Annotated in this window: 17 protein-coding genes; 4 read left to right on the top strand and 13 right to left on the bottom strand. The window is 40.7% G+C overall.

Annotation, left to right across the window (positions count from 1 at the left end):
• Positions 1-25: 25 nt before the first annotated feature.
• The 9 genes from H6G57_RS10410 to H6G57_RS10370 form a co-directional block, all read right to left on the bottom strand.
• Positions 26-1,102 carry a hypothetical protein gene (locus tag H6G57_RS10410; RefSeq protein ID WP_190518321.1) on the bottom strand — a complete coding sequence of 359 codons (1,077 nt, stop codon included), beginning with the start codon at positions 1,100-1,102 and terminating at the stop codon, positions 26-28.
• Between the two features lie 107 nt (positions 1,103-1,209).
• Positions 1,210-1,881 (bottom strand): Fe2+-dependent dioxygenase, encoded by a 672-nt coding sequence (locus tag H6G57_RS10405; RefSeq protein ID WP_190518319.1) that lies wholly within the window; start codon positions 1,879-1,881, stop codon positions 1,210-1,212.
• Positions 1,882-1,887: 6 nt separating this feature from the next.
• Complete coding sequence (locus tag H6G57_RS10400; protein WP_190518317.1) at positions 1,888-2,220, bottom strand: hypothetical protein; 333 nt, start codon at positions 2,218-2,220, stop codon at positions 1,888-1,890.
• 75 nt (positions 2,221-2,295) lie between these two features.
• Complete coding sequence (locus H6G57_RS10395; RefSeq protein WP_190518316.1) at positions 2,296-3,159, bottom strand: SPFH domain-containing protein; 864 nt, start codon at positions 3,157-3,159, stop codon at positions 2,296-2,298.
• An 85-nt stretch (positions 3,160-3,244) separates the two neighbouring features.
• Entirely contained in the window at positions 3,245-5,149 is a 1,905-nt protein-coding gene (locus tag H6G57_RS10390) for a S9 family peptidase (RefSeq protein ID WP_190518314.1), read from the bottom strand.
• Positions 5,150-5,297: 148 nt separating this feature from the next.
• On the bottom strand, positions 5,298-6,008 hold the full coding sequence (locus tag H6G57_RS10385; RefSeq protein ID WP_190518312.1) for a M15 family metallopeptidase: 711 nt from the start codon (positions 6,006-6,008) through the stop codon (positions 5,298-5,300).
• 123 nt (positions 6,009-6,131) lie between these two features.
• Positions 6,132-7,427, bottom strand: coding sequence for an adenylosuccinate lyase (gene purB / locus H6G57_RS10380; protein ID WP_190518310.1), 1,296 nt, complete (start codon positions 7,425-7,427; stop codon positions 6,132-6,134).
• 443 nt (positions 7,428-7,870) lie between these two features.
• Positions 7,871-9,478: a collagen binding domain-containing protein gene (locus H6G57_RS10375; RefSeq protein WP_190518308.1), complete on the bottom strand. Its 1,608-nt coding sequence runs from the start codon at positions 9,476-9,478 to the stop codon at positions 7,871-7,873.
• Positions 9,479-9,519: 41 nt separating this feature from the next.
• Positions 9,520-10,749, bottom strand: a complete 1,230-nt coding sequence (locus H6G57_RS10370) for an RNA-guided endonuclease TnpB family protein (RefSeq protein WP_190518306.1) — start codon at positions 10,747-10,749, stop codon at positions 9,520-9,522.
• 748 nt (positions 10,750-11,497) lie between these two features.
• Here H6G57_RS10370 and H6G57_RS10365 point away from each other — a divergent pair.
• Positions 11,498-11,902, top strand: coding sequence for a peptidoglycan-binding protein (locus H6G57_RS10365; protein WP_190518304.1), 405 nt, complete (start codon positions 11,498-11,500; stop codon positions 11,900-11,902).
• A 114-nt stretch (positions 11,903-12,016) separates the two neighbouring features.
• Here the strand turns inward: H6G57_RS10365 and H6G57_RS10360 are convergent, their stop codons facing one another.
• Complete coding sequence (locus H6G57_RS10360; protein WP_190518302.1) at positions 12,017-13,009, bottom strand: ribose-phosphate pyrophosphokinase; 993 nt, start codon at positions 13,007-13,009, stop codon at positions 12,017-12,019.
• Positions 13,010-13,032: 23 nt separating this feature from the next.
• Between H6G57_RS10360 and H6G57_RS29385 the strand changes: the two genes are divergently transcribed.
• Positions 13,033-13,161 (top strand): hypothetical protein, encoded by a 129-nt coding sequence (locus H6G57_RS29385; protein ID WP_255528351.1) that lies wholly within the window; start codon positions 13,033-13,035, stop codon positions 13,159-13,161.
• A gap of 122 nt (positions 13,162-13,283) precedes the next feature.
• On the opposite strand, the gene H6G57_RS10355 is transcribed toward H6G57_RS29385, so the two are convergent.
• A complete protein-coding gene (locus H6G57_RS10355; protein ID WP_190518300.1) occupies positions 13,284-14,501 on the bottom strand; it encodes an RNA-guided endonuclease TnpB family protein in 1,218 nt (405 codons plus the stop codon).
• 339 nt (positions 14,502-14,840) lie between these two features.
• On the opposite strand from H6G57_RS10355, the gene H6G57_RS10350 reads away from it, so the two are divergent.
• Positions 14,841-16,844, top strand: coding sequence for a serine/threonine-protein kinase (locus tag H6G57_RS10350; RefSeq protein ID WP_190518298.1), 2,004 nt, complete (start codon positions 14,841-14,843; stop codon positions 16,842-16,844).
• A 234-nt stretch (positions 16,845-17,078) separates the two neighbouring features.
• Positions 17,079-18,440, top strand: a complete 1,362-nt coding sequence (locus H6G57_RS10345) for a 2-succinylbenzoate--CoA ligase (RefSeq protein ID WP_190518296.1) — start codon at positions 17,079-17,081, stop codon at positions 18,438-18,440.
• Here H6G57_RS10345 and H6G57_RS10340 read toward each other — a convergent pair.
• The gene (locus H6G57_RS10340) at positions 18,418-18,834 is read right to left on the bottom strand and encodes a DoxX family protein (RefSeq protein WP_190518294.1); all 417 of its coding nucleotides are present in this window, start codon (positions 18,832-18,834) and stop codon (positions 18,418-18,420) included. The two genes, H6G57_RS10345 and H6G57_RS10340, sit on opposite strands and share 23 nt — an antisense overlap.
• 178 nt (positions 18,835-19,012) lie before the next feature.
• On the bottom strand, positions 19,013-19,912 hold the full coding sequence (menA, locus tag H6G57_RS10335) for a 2-carboxy-1,4-naphthoquinone phytyltransferase (RefSeq protein WP_190518292.1): 900 nt from the start codon (positions 19,910-19,912) through the stop codon (positions 19,013-19,015).
• Positions 19,913-20,129 lie beyond the last annotated feature (217 nt).

Raw genomic sequence — 20,129 nt, 5'->3', positions numbered from 1 at the left:
AGCGGGTTTCTATTTCTATTTCAGTTTAAATTGATGTTGCAACCCGACCTTCAAACTGACCATACAGGGTATAATGAGAAAACGCATTGCTGACAACTCCACTGTTGATGGCTTGCAGAACATCAGGATTCTGTGCTAAATAAAATCCTGTGTTGAACTGGGTGCTGGGGTTTCGTCCTTCCTCAGCACCTGACATCACAAAATGTTCAAAACCTGAATTAAATACCCCAGCTTGGACAGCATTTGCGACATCAGGATTTGTATTTAAGTAATAGGATTCATCAAAGAATTGATTCGGTGAACGTCCTTCTGTTTCTCCTAAATAAATATACTGTTGTAAACCTGAAGATAGGGTTCCTTGAGTGATGGCTAAATTAACATCAGGATTGGTTTGTCGATAATAGTTCTCGTCAAAAGTTTCAAGTAAATTCTCTTGATATTGAGGATTTTGTAAGACATCATCCCAATGGGTTCCTGTCACAATATCTAAATTTGTCGTTGGAGTAATACCTGTTACTGAATTGGGTTGATAATAATCATCTGAACTGTTATTGTCCCAACTATTATCATAATCAGTGTAATTTGTTGGAGTAATACCTGTTACTGAATTGGCTTGATAATAATTATTGGAACCGTTATTGTCCCAACTATTATCATAATTAGTGTAATTTGTTGGAGTAATACCTGTTACTGAATTCGGTTGATAATAATCATCCGAACCGTTATTGTCCCAACTATTATCATAATCAGTGTAATTTGTTGGGGTAATACCTGTTACTGAATTAGGTTGATAATAATCATCTGAACTGTTATTGTCCCAACTATTATCATAATCAGTGTAATTTGTTGGAGTAATACCTGTTACTGAATTGGCTTGATAATAATCATCCGAACCGTTATTGTCCCAACTATTATCATAATTAGTGTAATTTGTTGGGGTAATACCTGTTACTGAATTCGGTTGATAATAATCATCTGAACCGTTATTGTCCCAACTATTATCATAATAAGTGTAATTTGTTGGGATAACACCTGTTACTGAATTCGGTTGATAATAATCATCTGAACCGTTATGATCATCGTTAGATTCATACAGACTCATGATCTTTTCTCCTGTTGTGTTTAAATCGAAAACGTGGGGGAGTTTAAACTATAGCCCTGATGTAGAGACATTTGATTAAACGCCCCTACATTTTCATTAAATTGGGGTTAAATATCAGCCCATTTCCGCAATAAATTGGCGTGACTTTTAGCAATTAAGTCGAATTCTATAGTTTTGCCATATTGTTTGAAAAGACTTCTACGAGCGGTATCTAAATCAAACAATATTTCTCGTTTAGATGGGTCACGAACTAAACTTTGAATCCAAGTAATAGCCGCCCAGCGAGTCCCTTCAGTTACTGTTTCCACACGATGTAAGGTCGAAGACGGATAAACAATCGCCGAACCTGCATCTAACTTAAAACTCTGTTCCCCTAATGAAGTTTCAATCACTAATTCTCCCCCTTGATAGGTATTAGGGTCAGAGAGAAATAAAGTTAATGAAACATCTGTTCGAGAAATAAATTCATCTCCCATCACAGCATTATCGAAATGGGAACCATAATACATTCCCACATCATAACGACTGAAAATAATCGGGCGAATTGCTTTAGGACGTGCTGCTATTTGAAACAGTTCGTTACGCTTTAAAGCTTGGAGAACAATAGTTCTTAGTTCGGAAGTAATCTCCGTATCGGTTTTGATTTGTTGATTATTTTTAACTTCTTTAACGTACCGTCCAGCCGTTGTTTTTCCATCTATAAACTCAGCTTGTTGAAGTAACGTCAAAGTTGTTTCTAGTTCTTCTGCTGTGAGAACATCAGCAATACAAAAAATCATCAGATGTTAGCCTTCTCCACCTTCTCCGCTTTCTCCGCTTTCTCCGCCTTCATCACCTTTCTTGTCTTTTCCTTTGTCATCTGTTTTCCCATCTTTGTCGCCTTCAGTAGCTGCGTGTAACATCTCAGAAGGGGTGAAAGTAGCCCCTGAAATCGAAATACTGGATGAAATTTCTGGGTTCAAATTATGAGGTGCAGAAGCATTGGCAACATCGGACAATCCGCTTGTTAGAATATAAGCACCCACTCCCATCCAAATCTTAGTACGAGTAGACAGACGGTTATTTTTATTGCTATTCATGGGTTTAATCCTTAGTCGTTGATTTGAAACTAAGCCCATTGTAGTCATGGAATAGTGACAAAGTGGTGACGAAAGAAAAATCAATTTGGGGTCGTTGGAGTATAGAGCAATATCCTAGGTTTTTTGAGTGTTAGGATTAGATGGCGGTTTGCTGACTTGTTCTAAATCAGGTAAAATAATAGAAGGTCTTGTATTTTCAGGATCATTTTCCATTAAATGAGTAATCGGTTCTGTTAATTGGTTGGGGTTCATAAAAATAACTTTTGCATTAGGACTTTGACTTAATTGTTGATTGGCTTCAACATATTGTTTTGTAATTAAAAATTTTAAGAATTCAGGGCTATTTGTTTTTAATCCTAACGTATCAGCTAAGACTCGAATAGATTGAGCTTGTCCTTGAGCTTCCGAAATTTCTGCCTGTTTGCGACTTTCAGCAACTCGCTTGCGTTCCGTTGCATCCTGTAGAGATTTCGGAGGTGTAATATTTTGCAAATCAACTCGAATAATGGTAATCCCCCAACTTTTTGTTCCTTCTGCTAAAGCTTCTAATAATCCTTTATTCAATTGTTTAATTTTAGCTAATAAATCTTCTAAATTAATTAACCCAATTTCTGCCCGCAGGGTGGTTAAAACTAAATTAGAAATAGCTTCTTTTGTTTTATTAGTTTCAACGTTATAATAAAATTTCTGTAAATCATCAATTTTCCAGAAAACGGCTGCATTAATTTTAAGAGTGATTTGATCCTTTGTCATCACTTCTTGGGGATCAATATCTAATAACCGTTCCCGGTTTGTATCGTAATAAACAATTTTTTCAACCACAGGAACAATAAACTGAAGCCCCGGTTTTAGGGTGCGTTTATATTTCCCTAATCGTTCAACAATCGCTTGATCACTGGTACTAATCACCTTAACTGAGGAATTCAGTGTAAATCCAATGATAATCGGAAATAAAATACCCAGAATATACTGAAACATAGGATTTCTAATATTTATAATTTAGGGGAAGGATTTACACCTATTTTAGCATCATCCCCCTAAAAATAGGGGGATATTCTAAAAACTAGGTTGAGGATTTAATCACACCGCAATGTCCGGTAAGTTCTCCAATAGGTTCAAACCGTCCTCCTAAATATTTAGCCAAAAACTCTTCAGCAATGGCATAAAAATGCAAACGATTTTCTGGACGGGCAAAACCGTGACCTTCATCGGTATATAAAACATATTCCACCGGCTTACCCGCTTGTTTCATCGCCTCAAAAATCTGCTCACTTTCCGCCTGTTTAACACGGGGATCATTAGCCCCTTGACCAATTAATAAAGGTTTTTCAATTCGGTCAACAAAAAATAAAGGCGATCGCGCTTTTAAAAAGTCCGGTTCCGTGTCTAAATTCCCGACCCGATGATAGAAATTCTTGCGAATGGGTTCCCAATAAGGCGGAATACTTTGCATCAAGGTAATAATATTACTCGGCCCCACAATATCCACCCCACAAGCAAAAACATCAGGGGTAAAAGTTAACCCGACTAACGTAGCATATCCGCCATAAGATCCCCCCATAATGGCAATTTTATCCGGCTGAGAAATGCCATTTTCAACTAACCAATTCACCCCATCAATGAGATCTTGGTGCATTTTTCCAGCCCATTCCCGGTTCCCGGCATTCACAAACGCTTTCCCATAGCCCGTTGATCCCCGGAAATTCACCTGTAAGACCGCATAACCCCGGTTGGCTAACCATTGGGCTTCCGAGTCATAACCCCAGGTATCTCGCGCCCAGGGGCCACCATGCACCACCATCACCGTCGGGGCGGGAAGTGCAACACCAACAGGTTTGGTTAAATAACCCTGAATGGTTAAGCCATCAGAAGCGGTGTAAGAAATGGGTTCCATTGAGGCTAACGGTAAGCCTTCTAATTTGGGTTTATTACTAAATAAAAAGCTGTGGGTTTGGGTTGGGCGATCGTAAACATAATAATACACCGGGCCGTCATCAACGACAAAACTAATCAGCCATTTTTCATCCGATAACGTCCGACTAATGCCAAATTCTCCCGGACGAATTTGCTTGATCGCCTCAATATCTGCGGCAATACTTTCATCAAGAATCTGCCATTCTTCTTTGTCTTTATAGAAAGAAACCGCTTCAATATTTCGGGTTGTAGGATGGGCTAATAATCCCCCAATATCATATTCAGGATCTTCAGCAATTACTGTTTCTTGACGAGTCGATAAATCTAAGGCAATTAATCGTTCTGCATTGGCATCATGGTTGCCCACGATATACAAAATTTTGCCATCATTAGAAAAGAAAGCCGCCCCCCCTTCTTCATCGGGCCCCCAATGACGCAGGGTTTCCCAAGGATGTTCGGTTGTTTCTCGATATAATAAATCAAACCCCCCATCTTCGGTACTAGAACTCGCCGCCCGAATTTTAAAGTCAGCATCGGCTGTCCACCCTAAAATATTACCGGGATTTTCCGTATGAAAATCAACAGCCCCATTCTTTAAATTCACCTGATAAACATCAAAAACTTGAGGATCTCTCAGGTTCATTCCGACTAAAATTTGATCGGGGAATTTGTGATCTACATTAACCACTTGCGCCCGAACACCTTGAAAAGGCGTTAAGTCTCGGACAATATGGGTTTGGACATCAACTAAATATAAATGCCAATTTTCATCCCCATCGGAGTCCTGAACATACATCAGTTGATCTGGGTTATATGTCCAGAAAAAAAATCGAATTCCCCGTTTTGGATCACGGGTTAAGGCTTGAGTTTCCTCTTGTCCAACAATTTTTAACCAAACCTGTAAAATATTATTGTCATCGGGGGCAATATAAGCCAAATATTTGCCATCGGGGGACAAACTCGGACTCGTGCGTTCTGGGTTGCCAAACAGGAGCTCACGGGGAATTAAAGGCGGAAGTTGAGTTGCAGGTTTCTCTACCGTTGCAGTTGTCATACTTGTCAGTTCAAAAATTAACTATCTTTATTGTGGCGCAACTGACGGTTGACTGTTAAATGTTGATGCTTGAGCTTTGGAACAACCCCCCAAGGGCTATTTTATCCTGTTCTAGGGGATCAAACAGCCCTGAAATCAGGAATGAGTTCTAACGAATATTTTCTAAAGGAACATCTAAAAGGCCGTATTGATCCCATCCCGGCGCATCAAAATGCCACCATTCTGTAATTAAAGGGATAAAGCCTTGTTGTTTCATTTTAACAGCAAGTAAGTCACTATTGCGACGAACTTGAGGAGCATTTCCGGGGTAATCTCTAGCGGCTTTGTCGGTAAAATCATCAAAGGCTGTTGGCATTTCTAACTCAGCGCCTGTGCGTAAATCAACTAAGGTTAAATCAACCGCCGCCCCTCGGTTATGGCGAGACCCTTTAGCCGGGTTTGCCACATAACGACTATCGGGTAAAATTTCCCACATTTGTCGTGTTACAGACAGAGGACGATAACAGTCATAAACTTTTAAACCTAACCCCATTTCTTCTAAATTTTGTTGTACTCTGGATAAGCGTTGGGCAACATCAGAACGCAACAAACAACGAGGAACAGAATAGATTTTTTTCTTTAAAAAATTGTTGGTTGTAGCATAGCGAATATCGAGACGAATATTTAGATTAACACTTCTAATATCGACTAATTTTTCGGTTGCTGGAACTTGGTTATAATCTTGAACAACAGCAGTAGAAGGGCGAGGAGGAGGAGAAGTAACAGGGGGCGTGAAATTTTGAGCCGTAACAGGGTAACAGTTAATCCCCAAAATTATCAATAAAAATAAAAATAATCGCATCATGGGTTTAGAAAGCATAAGGTTAAAGTCAGGGTGATGTAATGAGTATGGCCATCATTAATTAATGGTACAAACTCCTGTAGGGGCGAGGCGCGCCTCGCCCCTACAATGAATTAGGCTTAAAAACCTGGTTTTTTAGGTTTAAATGTCTAACCGTTGATAAATTTGATCAAGGTTTTTTAAGTGATGTTTAGGATCAAAACAAGCATCAATTTCTTCAGGAGATAATTTGGCTTTGACTTGATCATTGTTCCTAATTAAAGCTTGAAAATCACCATGAGTTTGATTCCAAGCGGTGTGGGCGCAAGATTGTACAATTTTATAGGCTTCTTCGCGGCTAATGCCTTTTTCAACTAAGGTTAATAACACCCGTTGACTAAAGACTACTCCACCATAAAGGTTCATATTGCGCTGCATATTTTCAGGATAAACTAACAGATTCTTGACTAAATCTGTGAGTTCAACTAACATAAAATGAGCCACCGTTGAAGAATCGGGTAAAATCATCCGTTCAACGGAACTATGGGAAATATCCCGTTCATGCCAAAGGGCAACATTTTCTAAAGCAGCAACGGCATTTCCCCGAATAATTCGCGCCATTCCGGTTAAGCGTTCACTGCGAATGGGGTTGCGTTTATGCGGCATTGCAGAAGACCCTTTTTGACCTTTAGCAAAAAATTCTTCTACTTCTAAAACATCCGTGCGTTGCAAGTTGCGAATTTCCACTGCAAACCGTTCAATACTCGCCGCTAATAATGCTAAAGTTTGCACATATTCTGCGTGAATATCGCGGGAAATCACTTGGGTTGAAGCAGTATCGGGTTCCAGTCCTAAATTGCGACAAGCGATCGCTTCCACTCTCGGATCAACATTAGCATAGGTTCCCACCGCCCCGGAAATTTTACCCACCGCAATACTTTGACGCAGACGCACCAAACGTTCTCGGTTGCGACAAACCTCCGCCAACCATCCAGCTAATTTAAAGCCAAAGGTAATAGGTTCAGCATGAATACCATGGGAACGACCAATCATCACCGTATTTCGATGCTGTTGCGCTTGATAACGAATGGCTTGACTCAAAGCTTCCGTGCGTTCTAACAACACATCCACACTCGCCACTAATTGTAACGCTAAAGCCGTATCGAGTACATCGGAACTGGTTAAGCCTAAATGAATGTAGCGTCCGGCATCCCCTACATATTCGTTGACATTCGTTAGAAAGGCAATCATATCATGGCGGACTTCTGCCTCAATTTCCAGCACCCGCTTAATATCAAAATTCGCCTTAGCTTTAATTTCTTCAACGGCTTCTGATGGAATATATCCTAACTCTGCCTGTGCCTCACAGACGGCAATTTCTACTTGTAACCAAGTTTGCAGCTTGTAAGTCTCTGTCCACAAATTGCCCATTTCGGGCAAAGTATACCGTTCTATCATATTCTAAGGTTAGATGTTCACTTTGATGTCAAAAGAGACGTTAATCGGTCAACAGGAGACTCTGAGACAGTTTGATCTCAATTTCCCCTCTGTCGTATCCGAGCGATGTCACTAACATCCCATTCAGCCCAACCGTCTTATTTTAACTTTTGATGTGGATCAGTGATCGCAAGCTATGAAAAACCTCTGACATTATCCCTGCTCTATCCTTTTTCAAAATAACCGAGAAACAAAACAGCAAAATTATCTCCCAGAAAAATAAGGTTGAAATTGATTGCTGTTATTAATGAATTTCTGAAATCCTCATCATCAATAACAATTTGGAAAAATATCTAACCCCGATAAAAAATATAGAGACGTGCGAACTCGCGCGCCTCTACAAAAGTTATGTGCAGAAAAAAGAAAACAATTGTTCCGTGACGCTTAATTCATCTTACTTCTAATTAAGCTTGTGCTGGGGGAACAGTTTGAACCCATCCCGGTTGTTGAACTTCCCGTAGGATATAATTCCCTGGCGGAACGTTCGTGAAAACATAACTGCCATTTGTTCCAGTTACAGTTGTCGGTTCTGTGGCATCCAGAGTGCCGTTACCATTGGCATCAATATAAATTGTCCACCCCGCCAACGGAGTTTCACCCGCATCAAACAAACCATTGGCATTTGTATCATTAAACTTTATGCCACTGACAGAGCCAAACTGACGGTTGCCAAAGTTGACGATAGCATTCGTGCCACCACTGATGCCAACGGAGCCAGGGTTAGGGGTCGTTTGTGTCCATCCAGTTTGCTGAACTTCCCGCAGGGTATAATTCCCAGGGGGAACATTGGCAAAGGTATAGCGACCATCAACGCCTGTAACGGCAGCAGCTTCTGTGGCTTCAAGCGTACCATTCCCGTTGGCATCAATAAAAACCGTCCACCCCTGTAACGTGGCTTCACCGGCATCAAACAAGGCATTAGTATTTGTATCGTTAAACTTTAAGCCTGTGATGGTTCCAAATTGGTTATTCCCAAAATTAATTCCGGTGATATTGGAGCCTCCGGTTACACTCACTGGGCCAGGGTTAGGGGTTGTTTGTACCCATCCCGGTTGCTGCACTTCTCGAACGGTATAGTTACCTGCGGGAATGCTGGTAAAGGTATATCCACCATTAGCATTGGTTACCGTTGTGGGTTCTGTCGCTTCTAAGGTTCCGTTACCATTGGCATCAATAAAAATTGTCCATCCCGCTAAACCGGTTTCCCCAGTATCGAAGGTGGCATTGTTATTGAGATCATTAAATTTGACTCCACTAATGGAACCCAACTGACGGTTGCCAAAGTTAACAATGGCATTGGTACCCCCACTGACCCCAACGGCTCCAGGGTTCGGCGTGGTTTGTGTCCATCCCGGTTGCTGTACTTCCCGTAGGGTATAATTCCCCGGTGGAACATTGGCAAAGGTGTAACGACCATCAGCACCGGTCACTAAGGTTCCTTCTCCAGTATCGGGAACGCCATTCCCGTTACCATCAACAAAAATTGTCCATCCCTGTAATGGGGTTTCACCCGCATCAAATAATCCGTTACCGTTACTATCATTGAATTTAATTCCGGTGATGGTACCAGATTGATTATTCCCGAAGTTAATTCCGGTGATATCTGCACCCCCGGTCACACTCACCGGGCCAGGGTTAGCCGTGGTTTGTACCCATCCGGGTTGCTGGACTTCTCGAACGGTATAATTTCCCGCCGTTAAGTTGGTGAAGGCATACCCGCCACTGGCATTGGTTAGAGTCGTGGGTTCTGTGGCTTCTAAGGTGCCGTTATTGTTGGTGTCAATAAAGATAGTCCATCCGGCTAAACCCGGTTCTCCAGGGGTGAGTAGGCTATCTTGATTGAGATCATTAAACTTAGTGCCACTGATGGAACCGAGTTGGGTATTACCGAAGTTAATCCCGTTGAGGTTTTCTCCTGAAGCCAATGTAATCGGAGCCGGGTTTTGGCGACTGTCCCTCTCCAAACCGGAATCGAACAAAGGAATCGGATTAGAGGCGTTTGGATCAAACATAAGATAAATTGTCCTATTATGACTGATTGACACTCTCACCGTCAATCGCCAAGCGATGTGACGGGAGATTCTTTGTTCAACGAATCGACTTGCCCCAACGGGATTGCTCCCGTTAAAGTAGAGGTCAATTCTCCCAAAGCGTTTATCGGTTCTAAACCGAAAGTTCCGGTATGTCCTGCCGTACTTAATCCAATTCTTAAAATATTCCGAGCAGCGTTTTCATCTCTATCTAAACTACATCCACAACTACAAACATGGGTTCTTGTAGATAGGGATTTTTTTACGGTTTTTCCACAATTTGAACAGTTTTGGCTTGTATATTGGGGAGGAACGGCAACAGTAGCTTTTCCGTACTTTCTACCAAAATATTCTAACCAAACTCGGAATTGATACCAAGCTGCATCATTAATTGACTTAGCCAGACAATGATTTTTAACTAAGTTCTTAATCCTTAAATCTTCGTAGGCGACCCAATCGTTAGATTGGATGACGGAGTATGCAACACGCTTGCTAAACTCTTTTCGTTGCCGACTGATTTTTAGATGAGCCTTAGATAATCGCTGTCTAGTTTTTTTGCGGTTATTAGACCCTTTCTGTTTCCGAGAAAGTTGTCTCTGTAACCGCTTAATTTTCTTCTCTCCTTTCCTTAAGAATTTAGGGTGATCTACTTTATTACCTTGATCATCGGTGTAAAAAGCTGATAACCCTACATCTAAACCAATTGTTTTGTTGGTTGGTTCAGATTGAATCTTTACGTCAATTGAAAGTAGAAATTGGCAATAGTAGCCGTCTGCACGTCTAACTAATCTCACTCGTTTAATTTGTTCGGGTTGGTAGAAATGCAGATCGTAGCTCCCCACTAACCGTAACCGTCCAATCCCTTTCTTGTCAGTAAAGGTAATGGCTTTACGGGTTTCTAAATTTAATTGCCATCCGGTTGTTTTGTATTCAACCGAACGGCAGTTTTTCTTGAAACGAGGGAAACCTTTTTTGCCAGGAACTTTCCGCTTGCAATTATCATAGAATCGAGCAATAGCTGACCAGGCTCTCTCGGCGCTAGATTGTCTAGCTTGAGAGTTTAGTTCGTTAGCAAATTTAAAGTCATGAGCTAATACACGACAATATTTGTTCAAATCGTACTTATTAACCCCTTTGTTATCCATCCAATATCTTAAACATTTGTTTTGGACGAATTGGGCTGTACGAATAGCTTCATCTATTGCCTTGCGCTGTTGTAATGCGGCTCTAACTTTAAATTCTAAAACTAACATTTATGCTACCTATCTCGACCTAAATCTAGGTTAGCACAAGTTTTTGTTTGGTGTCAACTGTTTCTATGTCGTGCCAATCTGGTTTTGTTGCTCGGTTTTTCATCTTTATTCACAGCCCGGCGTTAACCGGGCGGTGTAACGGGAGTCTTCAAACCGAGATCCTAGATAATCGAACTATCCTCTATGGTTTTCGACTCAAAACTGAGAATCTGGCTATTATGCTACTCTACACTTTATTTTTCATCTAGTTAGAAGCCCTAGAATTAAATTTTATGAATTTAGATGGCCAAATGACAGCAGTGAGCCGTCAGGAAATCAAATTCTTGATCTGAAGGGAACAGGGAACAGGGAACAGGGAACAGGGAACAGGGAACAGGGAACAGAAGGGAAAAGACAATAGGGAATAGGGGGTGATAAAAAGTTATTAGCCATCCGCTCAATTATTTATAGCAAACATTTCAGGACTTCATATTACTTCATAATTATTAAAATTAGTATTTTTATTTATAGTTATAGGAATCTGAAAAAGTTAAAATATTAATAAAGCTAAAACTTTGGATATAGAAACAGTTGATCAAAAAGGTAAAAAATTAATTCTTTTTTTGCCTTCTAAAAAAAATCTGTTTGCAGAAAATATCTAAAAAGATTAAGCTGATTTACGGAGTCTTCTTTTTACCATTCTCCCGAATAAACCGCTACAATCATGAAGGGAATCTGCGATCGCTCAATTCACTAAAATTATTGATTGATGGATAAACCCTTATTCGGACGACCGCACTATAGTAAATTAATTGTTGTGGAGTTACAACGACGACTGCAAGCAATGGGTTATGATCCAGGTGTCGTTAATGGTCGCTGGAGTCCAGAAACAGAAGCGGCACTGGAACAAGCCCAACAAAAATATGGGGTTTATGGAGGGAAAACAAACGCCGCTTATTTTGTGGTAATTCCGGGGACACGGGAAGATTTACCCAAAATTGCCGAACAAGTGATTTTATTAGGCGTACCCGAAACCGGAGTTTATCAACGAGATAGTTTATTTGAACCCAAAGTAGCCGTAGGGCCTTTTTTTAACCCCGATATTGCTAAACGTTGGCTGCATTATTTACGGGATTTCGGCTTAAGTCAAGCAAAAATTTATCATGGATGTTAAAACAGTCATCAGTCATCAGTGTATAGTTTTTAGTGGGTAGTCAAGAATTTACAACGCTCAACAATAAAGTCTTAATTTTTTACTGATAACTGATAACTGATAACTGATAACTGATTATCGGAACATACTGCTTACAGAGCTATCTTCGTGAATTCGCCAAATTGTTTCCCCCAGTAAATTCGCAACAGACAAAACTGTTAACTGATCAAACTGTTTTTCGGGAATAACGGGAATTGTATTGGTGACAATCACTTCTTCAAATACCCCACTCGATAAACGTTCAATGGCGGGAGAAGAAAAGACCGCATGGGTGGCGCAGGCGTAGACTTGACGGGCACCTTCTCGACGTAATAAACGAGCACCTTCAGCAATTGTCCCGGCTGTATCAATCATGTCATCGACTAAAACAGCCGTTTTCCCCTTGACATCCCCAATCACATTTAAGACTTCTGCAACATTATGCGCTTGACGACGTTTATCAATAATCGCCAAAGGAGCATCATTCAGTTTTTTAGCAAAAGCCCTAGCACGGGCGACTCCACCAACATCCGGGGAAACAACAACAATATCGGATAACTGTTTGCTCATCAGGTAATCTAAAATTACCGGAGAACCATAAACATGATCAAAGGGAATATCAAAATACCCTTGAATCTGAGCCGAGTGTAAATCCATGGCGAGAATTCGACTAGCACCCGCTTCAGTAATCAAGTTAGCCACTAATTTAGCCGTGATGGACTCACGACCTGCGGTTTTGCGATCGGCTCTGGCGTATCCATAATAGGGAATAACCGCCGTAATTTGACGCGCAGAAGCCCGTCTACAAGCATCAATCATGATCAACAACTCCATCAAGTTGTCATTGACCGGATAGCAAGACGGTTGAATCAGATAGACATCACAGCCTCGAATTGACTCTTGAATCTGGATGTAAATTTCTCCGTCAGCGAAGCGCTTGCGAACCATTGGCCCTAAGTCAATTCCTAAATAACGGCTGACTTCCAAGGATAGGGGAGTATTTGCCGATCCTGAAAAGAGTCGTAACCGACTGTGATCAGCAACTAATGGCTCAGAATACGGAAGGGGTAATGTAGCAGAACGGATCACGGCGAACCCTCACAGTTCATGACATGGCAATCAATCTTAATCATTCCAGAAAAGACTGGAATTCGGAACAGGTTTGGCGAATTGAATTTTGGCTGTTGTCTGTTGAGTACATCTCAGCAGCCAAGCCAACGGAAAACGACGTTTTTCAGTAAGCGGAAGCACTGCTGCTTGAAATTGTGCAAATCAAACGTCCTCTATATTAATTGTGGAGAAAGAGTGATCAAATTAAAATAGGGAAAATAGTTCGGAAAACCATAGACAAATATCTCAGGTCTTACTTAGCCGGGGTTAACCGTACGGGATGAACTACAACACCCTCTATCCCGTTGCTAAAAGCGTTCGGGACTGCTTTTCTGATAATATTCAACGAGCCATTGACATCGGCGTTGAATTGTTTCCCTGTAGAAGACCGATAAAGTCCTCTACAAATTCGTTGACCACTGAACAATGGCTTTTCTTTTTGTCCAGGTGAATAAACCGGAATTAGATCCAAATCTAAAAAACTAGCTTGACTGGTGTAAGATTCTTCCTGTTCCCCCACATAAATCCCTTGAAGTTCGGCTTTATAACGCAGCATTTCCACCAATCTAGCATGAGGAATTTGTACAAAGTTTTGATTATTGCGTTTCCCCAGGTTAACTTGCTGTTTCCACTCCGGGTTTCTACCAATGATTAAAGTTCCAATTTGATGAAACACCAAATAATCTACAATTAATCGGCTGGCTTTATGCAGATAATCCTCTACCTTAAAATTCCGTTTCGTACAGATTTTTTGGAGTCTTTGAGACGTTTGATTTCCCAGTTTAGCTTGGATTTTGGCTTTAGATTTATTGAAGAACTGGTTAATTGACTTGAGAGGTCTGCCGTTAATCAAGAGCGGTTGAATTCCGGCTTGATTGAAAGTGACTGTAGCTAGATTATTCAACCCAATATCAATTCCAGCAATTCGCTTAGGAGCTAACTGCTGTTGCAGAATTTCTTTCTCATAAATTACCTCAATAACATAATGGTCAAGTTGGGGAACAATCCTCACCTGTTTAATATTTTCAATCCAAGTTTTGACAGAAATATTTGTCCGAGAGGGTTTGACAATTCCTTGCCTTAATAAGGGTTGACTCAGGGCTTGAATTGTATAAACCAGCAGATTACGCCCTTTTTCTTTATCTTTGTATTTAGGAAGTTTAGGTCTACCTAAAAACTTTTTAGGCTCGGACTGCCATTCCTTTAAAGATGCCAAAAAGCCTTGCCAGTTTTTATCTAAAATCATCAAGATTTGTTGACTGACTTTAGCTGGTAAGGCTTGATAAACCTCTGTCCCTTGGAGTTGTTTTTGAACGGTGTAATAATTGAGATACACTTGTTCGTGAATAAAGGATTGACGAATCAAGTAATTAGCGGCGTTATAAAGATTTTTGGACGCAAAACCAAGTTGATCAATCTCTTGATAATGAAGATGTCCTTTCTTGATCACGTGCCTTTCTACTAATTTCATGATTCGTCCATTTCGCTTAATTCAGAGAATATCGTAATCATAGTATAGTAAACTTGATTATACCTGACTATATTCCTAGTAAAGTTCTATAATACTTAAGTTAATGTTAGGACAGTTTAGCCAATAGATCAAGAAGAAACTGTATATTTCCTCTAGGGGTCTCCCTGCTTTGACACACTCCGCCCTAAAAGTTAATGTTGAACAGCCAACCGTGATTGCGGAATCCAGACCGTTCCGTTTGTAGTCAGCCCTGACTGAACCTGTGGAATTGTACCTAAGATCTATAATACGAAAGGTTAATTTTCATCTGGGTTTCTTGATCACTCACCTGCTAGAAGCATGACGCAAACTGCTATTCCCGTTGGGACAATTCTGCAAAACCGCTACCGCTTGATTGGTGTTTTAGGCCAGGGGGGGTTTGGTCGTACCTATTTAGCCGAAGATCAAGGAAGATTTAACGAGCGCTGCGCCTTAAAAGAATTTATTCCCATCCAAACGGGAACCTACGCCCTACAAAAATCTAAAGAACTGTTTCGGCGGGAAGCCCAAATTCTCTACCAAATTCATCATGCTCAAATTCCCCAGTTTGGAGCGGTTTTTGAAGAAAATCAACGGTTATTTTTAGTTCAAGATTATGTGGAAGGGAAAACCTATCACGCTTTATTAATGGAGCGGAAAAAAGCAGCACCAGGTTTTCCTCCAACCTTTACAGAAGCTGAAATTGTGCTATTTTTACGGCAAATGTTGCCCGTTTTAGCTCATATTCATAGTTTGGGAATTATTCATCGAGATATTTCCCCGGATAATATTATTTTACGTCAACGAGATCAACTGCCTATATTAATTGATTTTGGGGTGGTGATTGAATTAGCAACTCGCATCAATACCCCTGATTTAACCTTACCTCCGGCTACTCGCGTGGGAAAATTAGGGTATGCTCCTTTTGAACAAATTCAAACGGGACAAGCTTTCCCCAGTAGTGATTTATATGCTTTAGCGGTAACAGCTATTGTTTTATTAACGGGTCAAGAACCCCAATATTTACTCGACCAAACGGCTTTATCTTGGAATTGGCAACCTTATAGCAAGGTTAGTCCGAATTTTGCTCAAATTATTAATCGAATGTTGAGTCGGCAACCGAGCGATCGCTATCCATCGGCTCAAGACGTTGAACAAGCATTACAAACCCTGAATCAACCCTTGAGTTTTCCCCCGACTCAAAATCTACCGATTCCTGTTCCTTCACCCACGCCCCAACCCCCAGACCCGAATTTTTCTCAACTCCCCACCCTAGCGGTCGGACGACCCTTAGTTACTCAACAAGGTCAACAGCAAGTCCAGAACAATAATAGTCCTGTTGTTCCGCCTCCGACCCCTGCCCTCACTCCTAACCCTGATCCGATTTTCTCAAGCTCTCAATCCCTCTGGGATAAACCCATCACCGTGATTATAGCGGGTGTTTTGGTGGCTTGTTTAGCAGCTTGGGGATCTTGGGCTTTAGTTAAAGGATTCCTGAAAATTGCCGACCGCAACCCCGAAGAGCCCCCCTCGCAAGTCAATCCTCCCCTGGCTAGTCCTTCAAGTCCTATACCGTCCCTCCCCTTACCCAACTTAACTCCGAACCCCACCCTCAGCCCCGGATTGACCCCTTCTCCGGTTGTACCCACCCCCACTACAAAGCGCTTGAATTTAGTGGTGGGAGAACCAACGGTGGTTGAAGGTAATCTCAAAGCTAATCAAGCTGCTAACTATGTGGTTCTGGCTGAAGCTGGACAACAGTTTTATGCCTCCGTCAGTGGGGAAGGAGTTTTGTTAACCTTACTTGGCCCGGATCAACAACCGATTAATCAGGGAGAAGCGGTTTCTTTATGGCAAGGAACTTTACCCTCCACCGGGGAGTATACCGTAATTCTCAATCCTATTCCTGGGCTACCCGAAAGTAACTATAAGTTAGACCTGACGTTAATTAATACCCTTTCCCCTATTACGCCTTCAGAACCTGAACCGGAACCTGTTCCCCTTCCTGAACCGGAACCTGTTCCCCTTCCTGAACCGGAACCCAGCCCTCAGCCGACCTTTGCACCGGAGCCTGCACCCGTCCCTGCTCCAGCACCGGAGCCAGCCCCGACCCCGGCTCCTACCCCGGAACCGACTCCGGCTCCCACCCCGGAACCGACTCCGGCTCCTACCCCGGAACCCGCCCCAATTCCAGCACCAGAACCAACTCCAGCACCGCCGTTGGAACCGAGTCCTACACCAGAACCGACTCCAGAGCCAGCCCCAGAATCTACTCCCCTTCCTTCCCCAGACTCTCAACCTATTACTACACCTAAGTTGGAATGAAATCTATAGCAGGGAACAGGGAATTACGAATTACGAATTACGAATTACGAATTACGAATTACGAATTACGAATTACGAATTACGAATTACGAATGGGGGATAGAAAATAGGGAATAGGGAATACAAAGTAATACTTCTAGCTGTTTCATATCAGTTGTAAATTATTACAACCTATTTGGGATTGCTATATAACCCTTTTCAGGAAAATTAAGGGAGATTTTAATAGAGTTTAATATGGATTTTATTGATAAAATTAAAAGCCAAAATCAGGTTAATTTAGATCAGAAAGAATTTTTAACAAATTATTTACAAGAGATCAATCACTGGCAAAAATCAAATAAAAGTTATCCTAAAATTTTAATATCAGAATCTGAGCCACTTTTGTTTTTATCGGCTTTTGTAGCTGCGGTGACAGTAAAATGTCCTGTGTTTTTATGCAATCCTCAATGGGGAAAAGAAGAATGGAAACAAGTTTATGAATTAGTTAAACCTAATTTGTTAATCTCTCAAGGTCGAATTTTAGAGTATAAAAATCCCAGCCCTAAAACTCATGAATTGCTTCAAAATCTGATTATGGTTCCCACGGGAGGAACTTCAGGAAATATTAAGTTTGCTGTTCATACTTTAGATACTTTAACAGCTTCAGTTATTGGCGTTCAACAATATTTTCAAACCCCTGCTATTCATTCTTTTTGTACTTTACCCCTTTATCATGTTAGCGGATTAATGCAGTGGATGCGATCGCTTTTAACCGATGGACAATTCATGATTACATCCTTTAAATCTGTAGAAGCAGAAGACTGGATTAATTTTAATCCTCATGACTGTTTTATTTCCTTAGTTCCCACCCAATTATATCGCTTATTACAACAGCCCTCCTTAACAAATTGGTTATCTCAATTTCAGATAGTCTTATTAGGAGGAGCACCCCCTTGGTTAGAGTTATTAGAACAAAGTCGTTTGGCTCAAATTCCTCTGGCGTTAACCTATGGAATGACAGAAACTGCTTCTCAAATTGTTACCTTAAAACCCCCGGATTTTTTACGGGGAAATAATAGCTGTGGGAAGGTTTTACCCCATGCTAAAATTAAAATTCAGGATCAAAATGGAGGGGAATTAAAACCAAATCAACCCGGACTGATTACAATTGAAGCGGATTCCTTAATGTTAGGATATTATCACGATAATTTTGATCCTCAAAGACGGATTAATAGTTTTATACCTGATGATTTAGGCTGTTGGGATGAACAGGGATATTTAACATTAGTGGGAAGACAGAGTAATAAAATTATTACTGGGGGAGAAAATGTATTTCCCGCAGAAGTAGAAGCGGTTATTCGTTCTACGGGTTTAGTTCAGGATATTTGTGTGATAGGGAAACCGGATGAATACTGGGGTGAAATTGTGGTTGCGGTCTATGTTCCGAGTTTTAAACAGGTTTCTCTGGTGGAATTAAAACAGGCAATGATCGGAAAATTATCTAAATTTAAACATCCTAAATTGTGGATTTCTTTAGAACAGTTACCTCGCAATTCTCAAGGGAAATTAAATCAAAAACTGATTCAAGAATTCGTTAGGGATTATCAGGATCAGTAAAATCAGTATTACTCATCGTAATATGTTCATCAACACTTACTGGCCCTGCTCCAAAATAGGTAATCATCAGTAACCCACCCATAATTGATAAATTTTTGAAAAAATCAATTTTTTCTGAGGGTGCATCCCAAAAATTATGAAAGATTAAGGTTGTTGGAATTAAGAATAGAATTAAAAGCCAAGCTCCTAAATGGGTTTTATACCCGACCACTAACGATAATCCTCCGACAATTTGGATAATAATAGTCACTACTAATAATACCCCTGCAAACGGTAAACCTTTTTCTGTCATCATCGTTTGAGTATTGGCAAAATCAAAGATTTTATTAACCGCAGCGTGAATGAAAATCGTTGCTAAAAATGTTCGTCCTATTAACGGAATAAACTGTATCATTATTTAACCTCTTTTTATAGTAGGGAACAGGGAACAGGGAACAGGGAACAATAAGCCATGAATAAGCTTACTGGATTTAGAAGTATCCTAACTGTAATGCGTAGTGGTGGTGTATAACCTGGAAATTTTTCTGGTGGGCAAAGCCCACCAAATCAATAAATAACAAAAGGGTGTTCATTTAATGTAAAATTAACCCTACTCCTAAGAATAAGCTACTCCAAAATTGTAGAGAAATCGCAATAAATTTGCAATTGCTAACTAAGTTAGGCTGGTTATGATATTGACTAACATGACGACAGAGTTTGATAGCAGAGGGAATGCCAACAAAGCTGAGTAACGTCCAAATGGGTAAAATTCCCAATAGCACTAATCCCCCGGTTAACAGAAAAATACTTCCACAAACCCAAGGTAAAAGTTTGGCACCTTTTTCTGTTCCTAAACGCACAATTGGAGACTTTTTACCCGCCAAAATATCATCTTCCACTTGATGAAAATGGGAACAAAATAAAACTAAGGTGATTGGAATTCCGACAATAATTGATGTGGCTAAACAAACCCATGACCAGCTTTGGGTTTGACTATAATAGGCGGCGGAAACTCCCAAAGGCCCAAAAGCAAAAAAACATAAAAATTCTCCTAATCCTTGATATCCTAACCGAAAGGGAGGCCCTTGATATAAATACCCCAATCCACAACACAGGAGAATTAATCCTAAAACCGTTAAATCCTTTTGCCACCAACAAATTGCTAATAATCCTAAAAGAGCTAAGGCTAAACAACCATTCCCAATAGCGAGAATAAATAATTTATTTCCGGTTAAATTGACTAAGGAATGATGCTTATTTTTGTCAATTCCTGTTTCTGAATCAAAGACATCATTCAAAAGGTTTTCCCAGGCTAAAATTAAAATAGCAGCCGTGATAAAGGTGGTAAAAACTTTCCAATTGAGGGTAGAGGTTTCAAAGACGGCAACGGCAGTGCCGACCCAAATTGGCATAATGGCCACACTATACATCGGAGGCTTAATCGCCGCTAACCATAATTTATTTTTTGATGCTGTAATCAGTTCTGTGGTCATAGCAAGAGGATTTAAAACGATGACATCCTATCATTCAACACATTTTTGACCCATCAAACTCCTAGAAGTTTACCCCTAACTCCCCTTAAATAAAAGTTGCTAGATGGCTTAATTATCATTCCACGTTCCACCAGTTTGACGGCCTGATTGTCCTATAAGAATAACTGATAATGGTCGAGAATTCCAAAACAGGAACCCAGAGGGAGTGGAGGGACAG

It is taken from the genome of Planktothrix sp. FACHB-1365 (assembly GCF_014697575.1).
Taxonomy (GTDB): Bacteria; Cyanobacteriota; Cyanobacteriia; order Cyanobacteriales; family Microcoleaceae; genus Planktothrix.
The sequence above is the reverse complement of the archived record's forward strand: the minus strand, read 5'-3'. Positions and strand labels throughout refer to the sequence as shown.